Source organism: Candidatus Omnitrophota bacterium (genome assembly GCA_016929445.1).
Classification (GTDB): Bacteria; Omnitrophota; Gorgyraeia; order JAFGIU01; family JAFGIU01; genus JAFGIU01.
In genome coordinates, this window is sequence record JAFGIU010000104.1 from 1 (window position 1) to 19,314 (window position 19,314).

Consider the following 19,314-nt stretch of genomic DNA (forward strand, 5'->3'; position numbering starts at 1 on the left):
GAGAAGGTCCCAAGGGTCCGGCTGTTCGCCGGTTAAAGCGGTACGCGAGCTGGGTTTAGAACGTCGTGAGACAGTTCGGTCTCTATCTGCTGTGGGCGTAGGATATTTGAGGAGAGTCATCTTCAGTACGAGAGGACCAGGATGAACGAACCTCTGGTGTGCCAGCTGTTCCGCCAGGAGCAAAGGCTGGGTAGCCATGTTCGGAATGGATAAGCGCTGAAAGCATCTAAGCGCCAAGCCAACTCCAAGATGAGATATCCCGGACCATAAGGTTCCTAAAGGCACCTCGAAGACTACGAGGTTGATAGGCTCTAGGTGTAAGCACAGTAATGTGTTCAGCCGAGGAGTACTAATCTGCCGTGCGGCTTGACCACTTTGTCTTTATTATCTTTGTGCTCTAAATTGACGAGATTGTCGTTTTTTTGTCATTGCGAACGCAGCGAAGGAAGCTGACGTTAAGCGTCATTGCGAGCGAAGCGCGGCAATCTTTGTTGCGACTGAAGGATCGCTTCGCTGCGGTCGGGACCGAATTGAGCGGTGAGTTAGGTCGAGAACAACTCCCTAACTGACGCTCTCAATGGTTTCCGGTGACTTTACTAGGGGGGAAACACCCGTTCCCATTCCGAATACGGAAGTTAAGCCCCCTGAGGCCGATGGTACTGCGCTGGAAACGGCGTGGGAGAGTAGGTAGTTGCCGGGATTAATTTAAAGGCGTCAGCCATGCAAGTGGCTGGCGCCTTTTTTATGCGGAGTCGGGCCGTCCGACAAGAAGATTATGAATGTATTCGGCGTAAGGGGAGGAACCGGGTTTGCGGAGATCGTCCATGAGGGTGGTCAGGTTGAGCCGCAAGCCCATTGCAGGGTGGTCGTTTACGCGTCCGTAAGGGCGGGTGGAGCCCAATCGTGTAAACAGAATGGAGGTGTATAGCTTGGCGTGGCGCGGGTGAACCGCAACGCACATATCGTCCATCCCCAGCTTCAGGGCAGTGCGGATAAGGGCTCTAAAGAGCGCGAAGATGGTCAATACGCGGTTGTTCATGCTCGCATGATCCACCCGCTGCCAGGAAAAATCCCTGTTCACGCCCAGGGCTGCAATTTCGCACACGGCCCGCCCCTGGCGTCTTAAATTCCCGACTTCCTTTGCAAAGACGGATTCCATGGGCAGGGGCTGCGGTCCTGGGGCCAAAAGCCGGACCGTGCCGATGGTTTGTTGATGGGCCTCGGCCACATAGACCAACTGGGGCTTGTAGTTGAGGAGGTTTTGGCAGACTTCCAGCGCATTGTGGCCCAGATAGCCTTTTTTTTGGTAGAGACGCAAGAACAGGGAGGTGGCAGACTCGTGCTCTGCCTTGCTGACAGCCACACGCGTCCGCACGGAAAAATCCTGGCTCTGGGGTCTGTCCGGCGCTGAGGCCTTGGCCTCGGCGCGCGTCCAGTCTAAGGTGGACTCCGGTTGAAACATCATATTTATTGGTAGGCCTTTTTCAAAGCCAGTCACACCCTCAGGCATCCCCCATTCCGAATTCCCCGGCCAGAAGGTACTCATCTAAGCTACCACCAGGGCTTGCGGGGCGTCAATAGAGGAAAACAAGCGCTTGAAAGTGGATTATAACACTAATAATTTTAAGATGTTGTGAAAGCCATGGCTTGACAGGACCCAGGCCGGGAGAGCTATAATGCCAAATGAAGATTACGAGTATAGGAGCTGTCCTTTGACCGACGACGAATGGGCCGAGCAGCATATGGTGGCGTATATTGAGGGCCTGCTCACCGCTGATAAACTTGCCCGCTTTGAGTCTGTTGTCTCGCATTCTCCGGCAGCCCTGACCCGGATGCGGGAGTATGAGCGCATCCTGCAGGCTGCTGCCGAATCTTCCTCCGAAGCGACAAAGGAATATTGGAAGGAGAATGTGGAGCGCGTAGCAGCAAAGATATTCCACCTGGAGAATGGGCAATTCCCCGGACCCGGGCAATGGAAGGATCCGCGCAAGCTCCGGCTCAGATGGGCGGCCCTGAGCTTTGTGGCTCTTGGTCTGCTTGCAGTTTTTTTGATCTTGTAGACACTCACAGAGACGCCTCTTAGGACCTGCCAAGCTTAGGAACCCTAGGAAAAGTCCCTGGCCTCTCAATCTCTGGACTTCCCCTTTACCCCTATGCTAAACTTGCCAGAAGTATCACCGTTTCACGCGTTTAAGAGGTTTTTATGTCCGGTCACAATAAATGGTCTTCAATTAAGCACAAGAAGGGGGCAGCGGATGCCCAGCGGGGCAAACTCTTCTCCAGATTGGCGCGGGAACTCACCGTGGCCGCTCGTGAAGGCGGGGGCGAGGCAGACACCAACCCGCGATTGCGCACAGTTATCGGCAAATGCAAGGAAGCCAATATGCCTGCGGACAATATCCAACGGGCCATCAAGAAAGGCACGGGTGAGCTTCCGGGTGTTGTCTATGAAGAAGTGATGTACGAGGGCTATGGCCAGGGCGGCGTGGCCCTGCTGATCCAGGCCCTTACTGATAACAAGAATCGCACCACAGGCGAGGTGCGCAGCACGTTGAACAAACGCGGCGGCAATTTAGCCGGCGCGGGTTCTGTGGCCTGGCAGTTCAGCTCCAAGGGGTATATTGTAGTGGAAAAGGAGAAGGGCGAAGAAGAAACGGTGATGAATATCGTAATCGAGGCAGGGGCCGAGGACTTTGTGGTCGAGGATTCCTGCTATGAAATCACCACGGAGCCCATGGAGTTGGAGCGTGTGAAGCAGGCCCTCGAGAATGCCGGCGTTGTTTATCAGTCTGCGGAACTCACCATGGTTCCTGCTTCCACAGTGAAGGTAGAGGGCTCGGATGCCAAAACGCTTTTGGGTTTGATCAGTGCCTTGGAAGACTGTGAAGATGTTCAGAATGTCTACGCGAATTTTGATATTTCGGACGAGCTCTTGGAGGAGCTGAGTTCAGAGTGATGGAGCTTCGTTAAAGCAGGTGTCTGACACCTGGGAGTCGCATCATCAGATCGGCACCATTACGGGTCTTGGGTGTGGACCCCGGCTTGGGTATCACGGGCTACGGGGTCATTGAGTCGAATTCAGGGGGCTTTCAGGTGCTCGCTGCGGGTGTCGTTCAAACCCTTTCCAAGATTCCTTTAGAGCAACGCCTCATGACCCTCCATTCCGCATTGGAATCTCTCCTGAAGGAACACTGCCCTGCTGTCTTGGTTTTGGAAGAGCTCTATTCTCATTCACGGCACCCGGCCACGGCAATCACCATGGCTCATGCGCGCGGCGTTGTGTGTTTGGCTGCTGCCCGGCAGGGGATTCCCGTTGTGGGTTACGCAGCCAGGCGCGTCAAACAGGTGATTACCGGCAACGGCGCGGCAGACAAGTCTCAGGTCAATCGCATGATCGAATTCCACCTCAATTGGAGAGATCCCGAAGCCCCTTTGGACGTGACGGATGCGCTGTCCCTGGGTTTGACCTATTTGCGTTTACAGGAAACGCAGAGCCGCATGGGGCGGGTCCTTTCAGAGAGTTTGCGCCGATGATCGGGCGTATTCGCGGCAAGCTTGTTGAAATGCGAGAGGATCATCTGTTATTGGAGGTTGCGGGCATTAGTTACGAGATTCTTGTCCCGGGCGGTGTGCAGGGCCAGATATCCACGGTGCCGGGGAGTGATGAGGAACTCAGCCTGGTTATCTTCCACTATTTACAGAATGACGGGGCTCGCACGCTTCCGGTGCTTGTCGGTTTCGCAAACGAAGTGGAGCGCGAATTCTTCGAAAAGTTTATCAGTGTTTCGGGCATTGGTCCGCGCGCAGCAGTGCGGGCCTTGAACCGGCCCTTTGCGCAAGTGGCCCGTGCCGTCGATCAGGAGGACATCGCAGTCTTGAAATCCTTGCCCGGTATCGGCGCGCAGCGCGCGCGCCAGATTGTGGCGCAGCTCCAGGGCAAGGTGGGAAAGTATGCGTTGATTCGCGAAGAGGAGTCCAGTTGGACTCGCGGTGAAATGTCCGATGCACAGACAGAGGCCCTGGAAGTGTTGTTGCAGCTCCAGTACACGCGGCCGGAAGCCGAGCATATGATTGCCCAGGCTTTGGAACGGAATAGCGGGATCTGTACAGCAGAAGAGCTGCTGAACGAGGTATACAAACAACGGAGTTTGGACAGTGCTTAGTGGGCGAGTGTTACAGGGACGGTTCTTACGCCCCGGAGAGATCAGGCAGACGGTAAGAACCGTCCCTGCCCCTTGAGGAGGTTCATGATGAATCGCAAGAAATGGTTTGTTGCAGGACTTGTAGTGATTGGTGTCTTGGGATTGGGCTATGCCGTGGCTCAGGAGACCATCACCGTCACGACCTACTATCCGGCTCCTTACGGCAACTACAATACGATGGAAGTCTCCGACACATTGGAAGTGAACGATATTGCCGCTCACTCCAATGACACCGGCCGAATTACTTTCTTTGACAATGCCAAGAATGAAGTCTATGCCACCTTTACGGATGACAATGCCTGGTCCCAGATCCGGGGACCGCTCAAAGTGAATGCTCGAACCGACGGCGCGACTGCAAACTGGGCCAAACTGTGGGTTGAAGAAGGGGACGCGCTCATTTATTCAGGGGCCAATACAAACGCCCGGTTGTTTCTGCGCGGAGATCCGGCCAATTTGGTCGGAAGCTCGGAGTCCGTGCTCCAGAGCAATAGTGCTGGGGACGGGTTTGAAATGAAGAGCAAGCTGAATATCGCGCTCACAGCCGGGGTGGCTACCTTAGCCGCCGGTTCCGGAACAGCCAGCGCCGGGATTTACCTGAATGGCGCCAGCGTTCATTTTGGAGGAGGCCCTGTGCATCCTGATCTGGCCGAGGCTTTTGGCGTTCAAGGGCCGTCCATTGAGCCCGGAGATGCGGTTGTGATTGCTGACTCGACCACCGGTGCAGTCTCTCTTTCCGCCGGGGCCTATGACCCGCTGGCGATCGGCGTCTATTCCGGACAGGACACCAGCACCTTTTTGTTGGGAAGCTTGGATGGCGGGCGTGTGCCGATTGCCTTGGTGGGGCGCGTGTTTTCTAAGGTTACAACGCTTAATGGCCCGGTCAAGCGGGGAGATCCGGTGACCACATCCGGTAAGCCCGGGTATCTGATGAAGGCCACGGAAGCGGGCTCCATTGTGGGCCGGGCCCTGGAGGAACTTGAAGAAGGTGAATCCAAGATCCTCGTGTTCATTAATCCGGGTTGGTTTGAGCCCAGTGTCTCCGAAAAGCTGCTTGTCTTGGCCGGCACGGCAGTCATTCAGGCAGGAGAAGAGCAAGTGAAGGTCGCTGTTCCGGGACTGACTGCCGGGTCCAAAGTGCTTCTCACATGGAGAGGCAATATCGCCCCCGCGACTCACAGTTGGGTGGAGGCTGTGGGAGAAAACAGCTTTACCGTAGCGGTGAACTTGCCTGTGGGAAATGACGTGGCTTTTGACTATCAGGTTATGGAGTAAAGTAGAGCGACTATGGAAGATCCCTTTGACGCAGATATCCATTCGCGCGCAATAGCCCCCGAGGAGGCGGACGAAGACCAGGTCCTGGGTCTTTCCCTTCGGCCCAAAACCCTGGACGAGTTCGTGGGACAGCGCGCAGTGACCGCTAACTTGGATATCGCGATCCGGGCGGCCAAGGGCCGGGGCGAACCGCTGGAACACCTGTTGTTCTGCGGTCCCCCGGGCCTGGGTAAGACTACGCTCGCGCATATTGTGGCCGCGGAGATGGGAGCCAAGATCACGGCCACCAGCGGCCCGGCGCTCGAGCGGGCAGGGGACCTGATCGGGCTTCTCACCAATTTGGCTGAAGGCGATGTGCTCTTTATCGACGAGATCCATCGTCTCTCCAAGGTGGTGGAGGAATTTCTCTATCCGGCGATGGAGGATTTCCAAATTGATTTTCTGATCGACAAAGGCCCGTATGCCAAAACCATTAAATTCAATCTCAAGAGATTTACCTTGGTGGGCGCAACCACGCGCGTAGGTTTGTTGAGCAGCCCTCTGCGCAGCCGTTTCGGCATGTCCGAACACATGGATTTTTATGAGGTCGAAGATCTCACCCGCATTGTCTTGCGTTCGGCCGGGCTCTTATCTTGCGAGCTTCAATGCGAGGCTGCCTCGGAGATCGCGCGCCGGTCGCGCGGCACGCCGCGTGTGGCCAATCGTCTGTTGCGCCGTGTGCGTGATTATGCTCAGGTCATGGAGGACGGTCACATTACGCGGGAGAATGCGTGCATGGCCCTGGAATCCCAGGGCATTGACGGGGCAGGGTTGGACGCATTTGACCGCAAATTATTGGAGACGCTTATTCGTGTGTACGACGGCGGTCCGGTCGGAGTCGAATCCCTGGCTGCCACGCTCAATGAAGAAACGGACACACTCTCCGATGTCTTGGAACCCTATTTGTTGAAAGCAGGGTTCCTTAAACGCACGCCGCGCGGCCGGCAGGTGACGCGTCTGGCGTATGAACATTTCCAAATGGAGCGGACTCATCAAAACAATTCTCAGAAGGAGTTCTTTACTTCAGCCTAGTAGGACTGCGGGGGCGGGCTTTTCGAAGCTGGAGATTCTTATTGTTACGCTGATTCTTGCGATACTGGCCACAGTGGCCGTACCGCAGTATCTGCGGTCAGTGGAATCCAGCAGGCAGGTCGAGGCGATCGAAATTCTCGCCGAGATCCGCCGTGCCGAGTATCGCTACAACGCAAAGGCAGGGCACTTTACCGGAGAGCTCGCGGACTTGAGCTTTGAGGACGCCGAGCTCCTGGACGATCCCTTCTTTGCCTTCGATATTCCGTCGGCGACGAAGAGCACGTTTATTCTCCGGGCCTTGCGCAATGATTCCAAGCGGCTCAAAGAGACTCCGGCCTACGCGATCACCATGGATCACAAGGGCAATCTCAACCGCGGTATTTAGAGGTCTAGGCTTAGGGACGGATCTAAAGGGACAGTTCTCACAAAGCTTTAGGGGACTGTCCCTAGCTTCAGGGGACATATCTCCGGAGGAGATGTGTCCCTGTCAACAACAGGAGCCGTCCCTGACATTATTTGGCGAGATATGTTTCACATTTTTTGTACATTGTGTTTGCTGACGATGCTGCCGTTGTCTTTTGCAACGCCGGTCTATGCCATGGGCTCGCGCCCGCTCTCTGAACCCGGTGACGCGCAGGTGAAAGTCGCAGTGGCTCAAGGGCAGGAAAACGTGGCTCTTATGGTGCGCGGGGGATATACGTTGCAGGCCCTCGGCACGGGTGAGGCAGTGGCTGATTCCGCCCAAGGCATGGATGTTCTTAGTCTGACTCCGCATGACAGTGGACTGCTTCTTAACGGAGAAAGGCTGGGTCTTTTTGGCCTGAGGCTTTGCCCGCTCAAAGAAGGCAATCTTTGGGTGGACGGGAAGCGGCTTCGCGGCAATCTCTGTGTGCTGCGGGAAAAGGATCGCACCCTGACGGTGATCAATGAAGTGGGGGTGGAGAATTACCTCGCAGGCGTGATGCGGGGGGAGTTGCCCAAGGGCTGGCCTGCCGCAGCGTATGAGGCTCAGGCCATTGCCTCCCGCACTTTTGCCCTGTACCGGACTGTGGAGCGCTTCGACCGGGACTATGCGCTCACAAGTGACGTTTCATCACAGGTTTACGAAGGAAAGTCCGCCGAGACCTGGGCCTCGAACAAGGCGGTGCGCAAGACGGCCGGAAAAGTGCTAACCTGGGAGGGCCGGATTTTCCCGGCCTTCTACCATTCCGATAGCGGGGGACACACCCAATCAGCGCACCATCTCTGGAAGGTGGACATTGCGCCCTTGGCCGGGGTGCCTTCCCCCTATGGTGAAGGCTCGCCTTATGCCCATTGGGAGTTCAGCGTCAAAGCCGCAGGGCTGGGGTGGGCCTTTAGGCAAAAGGGATATGCCTTTCAGGGCGGCGTAGAGGATTGGGAGATTCTGGATCGGGATGTTTCCGGCCGAATTCAGCGCATTCGCTTTATCGGATCCGGCGAGCCCCTCACTCTCAGCGGGGCTCAGTTGCGCGAGGTCCTGGGCGTCTCCCGGCTCCGCAGCACCCAGGTGGAGCTTCGCAAAGAGGGCGAGTTGATTTTCTTTGCGGGCAGCGGGTGGGGCCATGGCGTGGGCATGAGCCAGTGGGGAGCCTATGACATGGCCAATCAGGGGTATAGCGCAGAAGAGATCTTGGCCCATTATTATCCGGGCGCGCAGATCCGCGATTGGCGCGAGGTGTTTGAGGCCGGGGCATGGGGAATCAAAGAAGAACAACTGGAGGCGTGGAAAGGGCAGCAATGGGTGAGACCGCAATCCAAAACAAACTGAGCTTGAACGATTTTGATTACGAACTGCCGCAGGAACTGATCGCCCAGTATCCGGCGCAGAGGCGTGACGAATCCCGCCTCTTGGTCGTGCATCGCGCCACAGGCTTGCTCGAACACCGGACATTTGCGGATTTCCCGGAATTCTTGGATCGCGGGGATGCTCTGGTCATCAACGACACCCGGGTGCGCCCTGCGAGGCTTTTGGGCAATAAGGAGGATACGGGAGGGCAGGTCGAAATTTTGGTGCAGCGCAAGCTCGAGCCCGGATTGTATCAAGTGATGTTGCGCGCCAACCGCAAGGTGGCTTTGGGCACTCGCGTGCGATTTACGGAATTGTTGGCCGGCGAGATTTTAGCCCGTAACGATGGTTTGCGTGTGTTTCGCTTCGACGAAGTCGGGGTTGAGCGCTCCTTGGATGATTTGATTCGCGAGAAAGCTTTGCTGCCTTTGCCTCCGTATATCCGGCGCGTCCCGGACGAGGCGGACCTGGAACGTTACCAAACGGTGTATGCGCGGCGCGAAGGGGCGATTGCCGCGCCCACGGCAGGCCTGCACTTCACCGAAGCGCTTTTGGACACGATCCGCGGGAAACAAGTGGAGGTGGTGCCCGTTACCTTGCACGTGGGGCACGCCACCTTCCAGCCGGTGAAGTCCGAGGATATCACCGAGCACCGCATGCCCGGGGAGGAGGGGGAGATCTCCCAGGACGCGGCTTGGTACATCAATCATACGCGGCAGCGGGGCGGGCGCGTAGTGGCGGTGGGTACCACCTCTTGCCGGCTGCTCGAAGGCGTGGCCCAGCAAATCATGGGAAATGAGCGGCTGAAGGCCGAATTTTTGGCCACGCAGCAAAAGGGCCGGCGGAGTCTGCAGGCCACGATTCAGGCTAAACAAGAGGCGTTGGAGGCCATTGAGCTCAGGAAAATTTGTAAACCTTACAAGGGCCGGATTGAGACCTATATTTACCCGCCCTATGAATTCCTGGCCGTGGATTCTTTGCTGACGAATTTTCATTTGCCGCGCACCACCCTCTTGATGCTGGTGAGTGCTTTTGCGGGGACCGAGCTCGTGCGCCGCGCTTATGCGGAGGCCGTTGAGCAGAAGTATCGATTCTATTCTTACGGCGACGCGATGCTGATCATTTAAGCGCGCACTTACAGGGACAGTTCTTACGCCCGATTCTCTGAATGGAAAAAGAACTGTCCCTGGCACTAAGCCAGACAAATGAGATGCCATGAGTTTTGAAATTTTGAATAGAGACACCGGCACCCTTGCGCGGTGCGGCCGGTTGAATACGCGCCGGGGTGGGATCGAGACGCCGGCTTTTATGCCCGTGGCCACCTCTGCTGCGCTCAAGACCTTTGGCAGCTGGGAAATCGAGCAACTGGGTGCGAGCGTGATCCTTTCCAATGCGTACCACCTCTACTTGAGGCCCGGTTTGGAGATCCTGGAAAGCGCGGGAGGCCTCCACCCCTTTATGGGTTGGGACAAGCCGGTTCTTACGGACAGCGGGGGCTACCAAGTTTTTAGCCTGGCCTCGATGGTCAAGGTGGAGGAAGAGGGAATCCACTTCAATGCCCACTTTGACGGCAGCCGCCATTTTTTGCGGCCTGAGGACGTGATCGATATTCAGGAATGTATCGGCAGCGATATCTGGATGCCCCTGGACCATCTGGTGGGGCACCCCAGCGATCGAAACAAGGTGGTTGACGCCACCGACCGGACGGCGCGCTGGGCCCAGCGTTCGCTGGAGTATTACCGCCGCAAAGCTAATCTTTTGGATCCGGAACAGCGGCCTCTGCATTTCGGCATCGTGCAGGGCGGCGAGTACCCGGACTTGCGGATCACGAGTGCGCGGCAGATTGTGTCGCTGGGTTTCGACGGCTATGCGATCGGAGGCCTGAGCGTGGGCGAGGACAAGCCTGTGCTGTGGGAAAAACTCGAGGCCTCGGTCGTGGAACTGCCGCAAAACGCGGTGCGCTACGCGATGGGCATGGGGACGCTCAGTGATTTGGTCGAGGCCGTGGCACGCGGCGTGGATCTTTTTGATTGCACCTTGCCTACGCGCTGTGGCCGCAACGGCCTGGCCTTCACGCGCCAGGGCAAGCTCGTGGTCCGGGATTCGCCCTACAAGCTTGACAACAGTCCTTTGGACGAGGGTTGTGAGTGTCTGGTTTGCCGGAGGTACAGCCGTTCTTACCTCAGGCATTTGTTCAATACCAAAGAGGTCTTAGGACCCCGGCTGGTTTCCTGGCACAATGTGTATACTTATTTGAGGTGGATGGAGGAGATCCGCGGCGCGATTCGCGAAAACCGGTTTGGCAATTTTCGAAACGAGGAGGCACTGTGTTTGAATCCATAGCTTATGCGCAGCAAGCAGGAGGCGGAGCGAGCGGCGCTGCGCCCAGTCCTTTGATCAGTTTTCTGCCCCTAATTTTGATTTTTCTGATCTTTTATGTGCTCTTGATCCGTCCGCAAAACAAAAAAGAGGCGGAACGCAAGAAAATGATCGACGGGATTCAGAAGAACGACGAGATTGTGACCATTGGAGGGATCCACGGCACAATCGTTAATCTGAAAGACGATGTGGTTACGGTTCGTGTCGACGAGAAAGTCCGGATCGACATAGACCGCAGTGCTGTTTCAAGGGTGGAGAAGAATCACAATAAGGACAACTAGGTCCCTGCTTCCGCGGGGATTGATAGACCGAGGAGTTAATCATAATGCAACGCAACCTACTTTGGAAATTTGTGGGTGTCCTTCTGCTGACGGGTTTCTTTATTTGGCAGGTTTGGCCGCCTCAAGAGAAGATTAATTTGGGATTGGACCTCCAGGGCGGAATGCACGTGGTTCTGCGCGTGGATACTTCGCAGTTGAACGACGATGCCAAGTCCGATGCCACAGACCGGGCCATGGAAATCGTCCGCAACCGTATTGACCAGTTTGGTGTGAGCGAACCCATTGTCCATCGCCAGGGCGATGACCACATTGTGCTCCAGCTGCCGGGTGTCATGGATCGCGATCGTGCGCTGGCGCTTATCGGCAAGACGGCAATGTTGGAGTTTCAAATGGTGGAAGAGGATATTGATCTGATCCGCCGCGCTCGGGATGGGGATGTGCCGCGCGATTACGTGTTTTTGCCCAAGGACGAGGGCGAAGGAATGATTCTGTTGGAGAGGGATGTCGTGATGACGGGCGATGCCCTGGTCAATGCCCAGGTTGAATTCGATACATCCCGCTTTAACGAGCCCTATATTGCCTTTGAACTCACGCCGGAAGCCGGCAAGAAATTTGCGCGCGTGACCCGCCGGAATGTAGGCCGCCAGTTGGCCATTATTCTGGACGGCAAGGTGGTGAGTTCGCCGGTGATCCAGAGCGAGATCCCGAGCGGCCGCGGCCAAATCACCGGGCGTTTTACCATTGACCAGGCCACGGACCTCGCGATCCAGTTGCGCGCCGGTGCGCTGCCCGCTCCCATTATTATCGAGGAAGAGCGCACGGTGGGCCCCTTGTTGGGCCAGGATTCGATCCGTGCGGGCCTGAGAGCTACTGTGGTGGGGGGAATCTTGGTGATTCTCTTCATGTGGGCCTACTATTGGGCCGCGGGTTTGGTGGCGACCGTCGCGGTTTTCCTGAACATCATCATTATTATGGGGGCTTTGGCGGCGCTTGGCGCGACCCTGACCCTGCCCGGTATTGCGGGTTTGATCCTCACGATTGGTATGGCCGTGGATGCGAACGTACTGATTTATGAACGCATTCGCGAGGAACTCAACCTGGGTAAGAATTTGCGGGGTTCGATATCCTCAGGCTACGAAAAGGCCTTCAGCGCCATCCTTGACTCCAATGTGACCACCTTGATCGCCGCCTTTCTCCTGTTTCAATTCGGGACCGGTCCGATCCGCGGGTTCGGGGTCACATTGACCATCGGTTTGATCACCAGTATGTTCACGGCCATTGTGGTCACGCGCTTGGTCTTTGAAGGCATGCTCAATAGCGGTTTCTTGAAGAAACTGACCATGATGCATTTCCTGACGCGGACCGATGTGGACTTCCTCAAGTACCGGAAGATTTGCTTTGTGATCTCGGCGGTCCTGGTGTTTGGCGGCTTGGGATTTTATTTCAGCAAGGGCGATGCGGTCTATGGGGTGGATTTTTCGGGCGGCCAAATGCAGGAGTATGCCTTTGAAAAACCCGTGGCGATTGACCAGTTGAGGCAGGCCATTGGTGAGGCGGGCCTGGATCAGATCAGTTTGCAGCAGGTGCACATCGGAAACCAGGTTATTGTGCGCAGCAGCGAAGACACCTCGCAAGTGATCCAGAAAGTTCTCAAAGAAAAGTTCTCGGACAATCCCTACCAGGTCTTGCGTATCGAAAAGGTGGGCCCCGCCGTGGGTAAGGACCTGCGCAAGCGCGCGAGCCTGGCCATCATTTGGGCTATGATCGGGATCGTGGCCTACGTGGGGTTGCGCTTCCAGAAGCTGGCCTATTCTCTGGCCGGGGTCCTGGCGCTTTTTCACGACGTGTTCATCTGTCTGGCGGCGCTTGCCTTTACCGGGAGGGAGGTGAGCCTGACGGTTGTGGCCGGGCTCTTGGCCGTGGCCGGTTATTCGATTAACGACACCATCGTTATCTACGACCGAATCCGTGAAAACTTGCGCGTGGTGCGCAAAAAGACCTTTGCCGAGATCATCAACCTGAGTATCAATCAGACCCTGTCGCGTACCGTTTTGACGACACTGACTTCTTTGTTGGTGGTTGTGGCGTTGTACTTTTTCGGCGGCGAGGTGATCAATGATTTTGCCTTTACCTTGATAGTCGGCTTCTTAGCTGGGATTTATTCCACCATCTTTATTGCGTCTCCGACCGTCCTTGCCCTCACACAGAGGGGTGGCAAAAAGTAGATGCGTGTGCGTTGGCGCGTTCATCCGTTGGATCGTCAGACGCGGGAGCCCTTGGCCGAATCGCTGGGGATTCATCCGCTTACGGCCCAGATTTTGGCACAGCGCGGATTTCATAGCGCAGACCAGGTGCTGAAATTTTTTAGACCGCGTATGGCGGATCTGCATTCCGCCCGTCTTTTGCGTAATGTGGATGCCGCTATGGAGCGCCTGGAAAACGCTTTGCACCGGCATGAGCGTATCCTGATTTGGGGCGACTACGATGCGGACGGGCTCTGTTCTGCGGCGGTCTTGGTGCGCGGTCTGCGCCAGCTGGGCGCGGATTGCGTCACCTTTATTCCGCACCGCCTGCAGGACGGTTATGGTGTGGGCGAAGCCGGGGTGAAGGTCGCCCGTGAATCCGGGTGTCAATTGGTCATTACCGCGGATTGCGGCACCAATGCGCGCGGTCCTATCGAGGCTTTGGCTGCCGACGGGATTGATGTCCTTGTCATTGACCACCACCTTCCGGATCCCGAAGAATCCCTGCACAGTGCCTTGCTCATCAACCCCAAACATCCTGAATGCGAGTATCCCTTTAAGGAGCTTTGCAGCGCAGGGCTTGCCTATAAGTTTGTGGGGGAGCTGGCCCGTCACATGGGCCGGAATATAGAGGAAGATCTGGAGCTGGCAGCCCTGGCCACGGTTTGCGACGTGGTGCCCTTGGTGGGGGAAAACCGCGTGTTGGTGCGGGCCGGGCTCGAGGCCTTGGCTCAAACCAAACATCCGGGGCTCAAAGCCCTGGTCGATGTTTCGCGCATTCGAGGAGCCATGGATGCCGAAACCTTTTCCTTTGCTTTGGGCCCGCGCATCAATGCGAGCGGACGCATGGGTTCGGCCGAACTTTCGCTCAAGCTCTTGTTGAGTACGGATGAAACCGAGGCCAAGGAACTTGCCAAGGAATTAAACCGGGTTAACCAGCAACGCCGCCGCCTGCAGGATCGTATGTACAAGGAGGCCTTGGCCCAGATGGATCGCGAGATCAATTTTGCGCAGCACAAGGTCATTGTCCTGGGCCGGAAGGATTGGCACCCCGGTGTCGTGGGCGTGATTGCTGGCCGTCTGAGTGACCGCTTCTTCAGGCCTGCGATTGTAATGGGAGGCGTGAGTGAGGACTCCTGGACCGGTTCGGGCCGGTCCATTCCGGGATTTCATTTGCGGGAGGCCCTGGCGCAATCCGCTCATCTGCTGGAGCGCTTTGGCGGGCATAAACAGGCCTGCGGGCTTTCCTTAAACAAGCAGAATTTGGTGCCCTTGCGTGACTCCATTAACGAGTGGGCTCAAGAGAATTTGCCGGACCAGGACTTGGTGCCTGAACTGGAAATCGACGGCGAGATCCCGATTTCCGCTCTCAACGAGCCCTTGCTGCGCGAGTGGTCGGCTCTGGGGCCTTTTGGAGAAGGTAATCCCGAACCCACCTGGGGAACGCGCGGTTTGCATGTGCGTTTTACTCCGCGCCGTTTTGGCGGCAATCACGTTAAAATGATGGTTTCCGACGGCCGCGTCACGCGCGAGGCCGTGGCTTTTTCGCAGGCCGATAGTCTGGGGAGCCTTCCGCGCCAGGGAGATGAGGTGGACATGGTGTATACCGCGCGCATTTCCGAGTGGCAGGGAGAGAGTTTTGTGCAACTGATTGTCAAAGATATGCAACCAAGTCGTTGACGTCATCCCCGTGAAAACGGGGATCTATTCGTGTAACCAATAACAACTAGATTCTCGCCTTCGCGGGAATGACATTACTTATGGACCTATCGCTTATCCGCAATTTCTGTATTATCGCCCACATCGACCACGGCAAATCCACGCTCGCGGACCGTATGTTGCAGATGACCGGGTCCGTGGAGGTGCGGGAGTTCCGGGATCAGGTGCTGGATTCGATGGATCTCGAGCGCGAGCGCGGCATCACAATCAAGGCGAGCGCCGTGCGCATGAAGTACAAGGCCGCGGACGGAAAGAACTATGTGCTCAATCTCATTGACACGCCGGGGCACGTGGACTTCAGCTCCGAGGTTTCGAAATCCATCGCAGCGTGTGAGGGCGCGGTGCTGGTGGTGGACGCCTCACAGGGGGTGGAGGCCCAGACCGTGGCCAACCTGAACCTGGCCCTGCAGCACAATCTCAAAGTCATTCCCGTGCTCAACAAAGTGGATCTGCTCAATGCTGATGTGGCCCGGGTTACGCGGCAGTTGGAGTCCGCCTTGTTGATCGAACCGGAAGAGTGCCTGCACGTGAGTGCCAAGGAGGGAATCGGCATCGAGCAGGTTTTTGAACGCATTGTCAGAGATGTCCCTCCGCCCGTGGGGAGCGCTGATCTGCCTCTGCGCGCCACAATTTTTGATTCGGACTTTGACGTTTACAAGGGTGTGGTCGTCTATTTTCGTGTGTTCGAGGGCATTATCCGGCCGCGGGCCAAACTGCGCTTTATGGGAACGGGCGTGACACACGAGATCATCGAGCTGGGTGTCATGGAACCCAAGATGAGGGAGGTGGATTCCCTGGGCCCTGGGGAGGTCGGCTATTTTACGGCGAATATCCGGGACGCGCGGCAGATCGTCAACGGCGATACGGTGACCGATGACAGGGCCCCGGCGTCCGAAGCCCTACCCGGTTTTGAAATTCTCAACCCCGTGGTCTTCAGCAGTATGTATCCGGTGAATCCCAAGGACTTCCCCCAACTGCGCGAGGCTCTGGAAAAACTGCATCTGTCGGATTCTTCGCTCACCTTTGAGCCCGAGTCTTCGGGAGTTTTGTCCATGGGGTTCCGCTGCGGCTTTTTGGGTCTCTTGCACATGGAGATTGTCCAGGAGCGCCTGGAGCGTGAATACGATCTGAACTTGGTGCTCACGATCCCCAGTGTTGTCTACAAGGTGCGCTTGAATACAGGCGCGCTTGTGGAGGTGGATAACCCGAGCCATTTGCCCCCTGGCGGTGAAATCAGTGAAATGCTTGAGCCGTGGGTGCGCGCGACCATGATGTGCCCGGTGGATTCCATCGGGGCGGTCATGGAACTGGCCACGAACCGCCGCGGGGCGTACAAGAGCACGGAATACGTGGGCGAGGACCTGGTGCAGATCGTGTTTGAATTGCCGCTTTCCGAGATTATTATCGACTTCTATGACAAGCTCAAATCCGTGACGCGCGGTTATGGTTCGCTCGATTATGAAATGATCGGGTACCACGCGGCCAGATTGGTGCGCCTGGACGTGATGATTAACGGGGAGATCTGTGAAGCGCTGTCTTCCGTGGTGCCTCAGGATCGCGCGTATGCTAGAGGCAAGCAGCTCGTCGATAAACTCAAGGAACTCATCCCTCGCCAGATGTTTCAGGTTGCGCTGCAGGCGGCGATCGGGAACAATGTGATAGCGCGTTGTAATGTGAAGGCGCTCAAGAAAAATGTGACGGCCAAGTGTTACGGCGGTGACATCACACGTAAGCGCAAGTTGTGGGATAAGCAGAAAGAAGGCAAAAAACGGATGAAGCAGTTCGGCAAGGTCCAGATTCCGCAGGAGGCCTTTCTCGCAGCCCTGAAGATAGAGAATTGATGTGAAACCCGAAACCAAAAAAATCATCCGCGAATACGCCGAGTCTATATTGATTGCGCTGGTCCTGGCGCTTCTGATCCGGACCTTTGTGGTCCAGCCCTTCAAGATTCCCACGGGTTCCATGCGCCCGACTCTCATGGAAGGGGACCGTATCCTGGTCAACAAATACCTTTACCGCTTTAAGGACCCTCAACGCGGGGACATCATCGTCTTCAAATATCCGGGCGAGGAAAAGAAGGACTACATCAAGCGGCTGGTGGCCCTGCCCGGAGAGACTGTGGGTATTGAGGAGGGGAGGGTCAAGATCGGGGACAAAATTATGACTGAACCCGAGATCCTGACCCATTTCCATTATTACAATCGCGGATCCTTTGGGCATGTGGGCAAGAGTGTGGATGTGCCTCAGGACGCGTATTTTGTGCTCGGGGACAATAGCGGTAGCTCGGAGGACAGCCGTTTCTGGGGCTATGTGCCCCAGAAGAATCTGGTGGGCAGAGCTTTTATGATCTTTTGGCCGCCCCAGCGCGTCCGCCTTCTCAAATAACAGCCAGGGGCTGTCCTATGGTAAAATCACCCCTGGAATTCAAGTTTGTAAAACTTACCTGAACAACACCAGTTTGGAGGGGAAGACTCGATGAAGAGACTATTTATTTTGGCCTTGGTCCTTGCGTTTGGCTTCACCTGTTTGACGGCGTGTACGTCCACCCAGAAGGGGGCGGGTTATGGTTCGGCCGCAGGCGCGGGTTTGGGAGCCATTATCGGCCACCAAAGCGGCAAGACCGGCGAGGGTGCCCTGATTGGCGCGGCTGCGGGCGGTTTGACCGGTGCGTTGCTCGGCGACCATATGGATGAGCAGGAGGCCCAGAAGTACCGGGCGCCGGACATGTTCTGCCCGCAATGCGGGGCGACTTTTCCTCCGGATGCAAAGTACTGTCCTGCGGACGGTACTGAGCTGAAGCCTAAAGCCAATTGAGCCAATCCAAGGATCCGAACACGAAACTATGTGGCCACTGATCCTGAGCGTGTTTCTCAGTTTTGCCCTGGGCGCAATCCCCACCGGCTTCTGGCTCGGTAAACTGCTGGGCCGGGATATTCGTGAAGTGGGTAGCGGGAATACCGGTGCGACTAATGCAAGCCGTGCCCTGGGCAAGAAGGCGGGGATTTTGGTCCTGGTGCTGGATGCGGCCAAGGGTTGGGTGCCGGTGGTGTTCCTGGCTCCCTGGAGCTTTGCCCAAGGCAGTGTGGGGGTGCCGGAACTGCACCAGGCACTGCTGGGATTTGCTGCCGTGAGCGGCCATGTCTGGAGTCCCTTCCTGCAGTTCAAAGGGGGCAAGGGGGTGGCCACAGGGGCTGGGGTGGCCTTGGCTTTACGGCCGGTATACTTTTTGGCCGGTTTTGTGATTTTTGTTGGGTTTCTACTGTTGTGGCGCCGGGTTTCCATCGGTTCCCTGGGTGCGGCTTTGGTGATTCCCTTGATCAGTGTGGTGCGCGCCGACCGGCCGGAGATCAGCGTCTGTTTGGCTGCTGTGTCCGCCCTTATTATCCTGCGCCACCGGGCCAATATCCGGCGCTTGATGCACGGAGAGGAGAAGCCGCTATTCTGAGACCTCGCATCTGTCTCGTCCTTTGCCTACTTATGGCCTTCAGCCTGAGCGCCTGTGAGACCCTCAAAGCCGGCCGGGACCGCTATGAGGCAGATAAGCGCCAGGAGGCCCTGGGCGAGAGCGTACGGCGGGATTTATGGGAAATTGCCAAGGGGATGGGGAGGGATATCAAGGGTGTGGGAGGCCTGTTTGGCCAGGGTGTACGGCGAGTGGGTGTGGGCGCAGGCAAGACAGGCCGGGCTATTGAGAAGACCCTGGCCCCGGAGCCTACAAAAAACTGGGAATGAGGCTTGACAACAGGCTTTTTTGATGTTATTCTTATGTATGTCAAAACTCTTTTTATTTAGTTTAATATGCAATATATTAAAAAAGTAGAGGCAAACAAATGAAAAAGATGACTCACCGGCAGGTGATTTTCCCCTCAGGAAGGCGGAAACTCATTACAAAGACGGAGGTTAGGAAAGATAAAGACACCTCCAGCCGGTGGGAGAAGAGTTTGTTTTTCCGGGTTTGCGGGAGCCGTCCCCTCACACCTGAGGAGGCCAGGGAGGTGCTGGGAGAATTCAGCGGCCAGTCCCTGGAGTGGAGGGAGGAGGCCCTTAAGAAGGCCCGCAACCAAAGCCCGGAAAGTCATAAGCGCCAAATTTCAGTGACCCGGGCCCAATACCCTGAAAAGGGCGTCCAGAGCCTGATGCTTCGGGTGAAGGGCGAGATTGAGGTTCTGTTCCGCGGCAGGATCTATGACGTGGAATACAGGCAGGTCATGAAGGTGACCCGGATTGAACGGGTGAGCGCTTCGATCTGAGGAAAAACGGTAGCCCCCGAGGAGAAGAGTTTCTACGAGCACAGCACCAACGCCAGCCCCCGACCGCCGGGCATTCGTGTCCGGCGGTCC

General features: G+C 56.5%; 20 protein-coding genes and 2 rRNA genes. 21 read left to right on the top strand and 1 reads right to left on the bottom strand.

Annotated elements, in window-relative coordinates:
- Both JW937_08220 and rrf read left to right on the top strand, forming a co-directional pair.
- Positions 1–374: ribosomal RNA gene (locus tag JW937_08220) — 23S ribosomal RNA — on the top strand; the annotation flags it as partial.
- Between the two features lie 209 nt (positions 375–583).
- A 5S ribosomal RNA gene (gene rrf, locus JW937_08225) occupies positions 584–700 on the top strand.
- 42 nt (positions 701–742) lie between these two features.
- Here the strand turns inward: rrf and JW937_08230 are convergent.
- The gene (locus JW937_08230; protein ID MBN1587391.1) at positions 743–1,465 is read right to left on the bottom strand and encodes a hypothetical protein; all 723 of its coding nucleotides are present in this window, start codon (positions 1,463–1,465) and stop codon (positions 743–745) included.
- Positions 1,466–1,676: 211 nt separating this feature from the next.
- On the opposite strand from JW937_08230, the gene JW937_08235 reads away from it, so the two are divergent.
- The 19 genes from JW937_08235 to JW937_08325 all read left to right on the top strand — a co-directional run bounded on the left by JW937_08235 (position 1,677) and on the right by JW937_08325 (position 19,224).
- Positions 1,677–2,060, top strand: a complete 384-nt coding sequence (locus JW937_08235; GenBank protein MBN1587392.1) for a hypothetical protein — start codon at positions 1,677–1,679, stop codon at positions 2,058–2,060.
- A gap of 143 nt (positions 2,061–2,203) precedes the next feature.
- Positions 2,204–2,956: a YebC/PmpR family DNA-binding transcriptional regulator gene (locus tag JW937_08240; protein ID MBN1587393.1), complete on the top strand. Its 753-nt coding sequence runs from the start codon at positions 2,204–2,206 to the stop codon at positions 2,954–2,956.
- A gap of 68 nt (positions 2,957–3,024) precedes the next feature.
- Positions 3,025–3,534, top strand: a complete 510-nt coding sequence (locus JW937_08245) for a crossover junction endodeoxyribonuclease RuvC (GenBank protein MBN1587394.1) — start codon at positions 3,025–3,027, stop codon at positions 3,532–3,534.
- Positions 3,531–4,163: a hypothetical protein gene (locus JW937_08250; GenBank protein MBN1587395.1), complete on the top strand. Its 633-nt coding sequence runs from the start codon at positions 3,531–3,533 to the stop codon at positions 4,161–4,163. The genes JW937_08245 and JW937_08250 overlap by 4 nt, the downstream gene beginning before the upstream one ends.
- Positions 4,164–4,247: 84 nt before the next feature.
- Entirely contained in the window at positions 4,248–5,474 is a 1,227-nt protein-coding gene (locus JW937_08255) for a hypothetical protein (protein MBN1587396.1), read from the top strand.
- A 12-nt stretch (positions 5,475–5,486) separates the two neighbouring features.
- Positions 5,487–6,545, top strand: a complete 1,059-nt coding sequence (gene ruvB / locus JW937_08260) for a Holliday junction branch migration DNA helicase RuvB (GenBank protein MBN1587397.1) — start codon at positions 5,487–5,489, stop codon at positions 6,543–6,545.
- A gap of 73 nt (positions 6,546–6,618) precedes the next feature.
- A complete protein-coding gene (locus JW937_08265) occupies positions 6,619–6,930 on the top strand; it encodes a hypothetical protein (GenBank protein MBN1587398.1) in 312 nt (103 codons plus the stop codon).
- A 186-nt stretch (positions 6,931–7,116) separates the two neighbouring features.
- Positions 7,117–8,334, top strand: coding sequence for a SpoIID/LytB domain-containing protein (locus tag JW937_08270; GenBank protein MBN1587399.1), 1,218 nt, complete (start codon positions 7,117–7,119; stop codon positions 8,332–8,334).
- Positions 8,304–9,479, top strand: a complete 1,176-nt coding sequence (gene queA, locus JW937_08275; protein ID MBN1587400.1) for a tRNA preQ1(34) S-adenosylmethionine ribosyltransferase-isomerase QueA — start codon at positions 8,304–8,306, stop codon at positions 9,477–9,479. The genes JW937_08270 and queA overlap by 31 nt, the downstream gene beginning before the upstream one ends.
- Positions 9,480–9,567: 88 nt before the next feature.
- The gene (tgt, locus tag JW937_08280) at positions 9,568–10,695 is read left to right on the top strand and encodes a tRNA guanosine(34) transglycosylase Tgt (GenBank protein MBN1587401.1); all 1,128 of its coding nucleotides are present in this window, start codon (positions 9,568–9,570) and stop codon (positions 10,693–10,695) included.
- A complete protein-coding gene (gene yajC / locus JW937_08285) occupies positions 10,680–11,012 on the top strand; it encodes a preprotein translocase subunit YajC (GenBank protein MBN1587402.1) in 333 nt (110 codons plus the stop codon). Before tgt ends, yajC begins: the two co-directional genes overlap by 16 nt.
- A gap of 44 nt (positions 11,013–11,056) precedes the next feature.
- A complete protein-coding gene (gene secD / locus JW937_08290) occupies positions 11,057–13,237 on the top strand; it encodes a protein translocase subunit SecD (GenBank protein ID MBN1587403.1) in 2,181 nt (726 codons plus the stop codon).
- Positions 13,238–14,935: a single-stranded-DNA-specific exonuclease RecJ gene (gene recJ / locus JW937_08295; GenBank protein ID MBN1587404.1), complete on the top strand. Its 1,698-nt coding sequence runs from the start codon at positions 13,238–13,240 to the stop codon at positions 14,933–14,935. It abuts the gene before it with no gap.
- 80 nt (positions 14,936–15,015) lie between these two features.
- The gene (gene lepA, locus JW937_08300; protein ID MBN1587405.1) at positions 15,016–16,815 is read left to right on the top strand and encodes an elongation factor 4; all 1,800 of its coding nucleotides are present in this window, start codon (positions 15,016–15,018) and stop codon (positions 16,813–16,815) included.
- 25 nt (positions 16,816–16,840) lie between these two features.
- Positions 16,841–17,359 (top strand): signal peptidase I, encoded by a 519-nt coding sequence (gene lepB / locus JW937_08305; protein MBN1587406.1) that lies wholly within the window; start codon positions 16,841–16,843, stop codon positions 17,357–17,359.
- A 90-nt stretch (positions 17,360–17,449) separates the two neighbouring features.
- Complete coding sequence (locus tag JW937_08310) at positions 17,450–17,788, top strand: zinc ribbon domain-containing protein (protein ID MBN1587407.1); 339 nt, start codon at positions 17,450–17,452, stop codon at positions 17,786–17,788.
- Positions 17,789–17,816: 28 nt separating this feature from the next.
- Entirely contained in the window at positions 17,817–18,419 is a 603-nt protein-coding gene (gene plsY / locus JW937_08315; GenBank protein MBN1587408.1) for a glycerol-3-phosphate 1-O-acyltransferase PlsY, read from the top strand.
- A 32-nt stretch (positions 18,420–18,451) separates the two neighbouring features.
- A complete protein-coding gene (locus JW937_08320; protein ID MBN1587409.1) occupies positions 18,452–18,706 on the top strand; it encodes a hypothetical protein in 255 nt (84 codons plus the stop codon).
- A 98-nt stretch (positions 18,707–18,804) separates the two neighbouring features.
- On the top strand, positions 18,805–19,224 hold the full coding sequence (locus tag JW937_08325; GenBank protein MBN1587410.1) for a hypothetical protein: 420 nt from the start codon (positions 18,805–18,807) through the stop codon (positions 19,222–19,224).
- Positions 19,225–19,314: the final 90 nt, after the last annotated feature.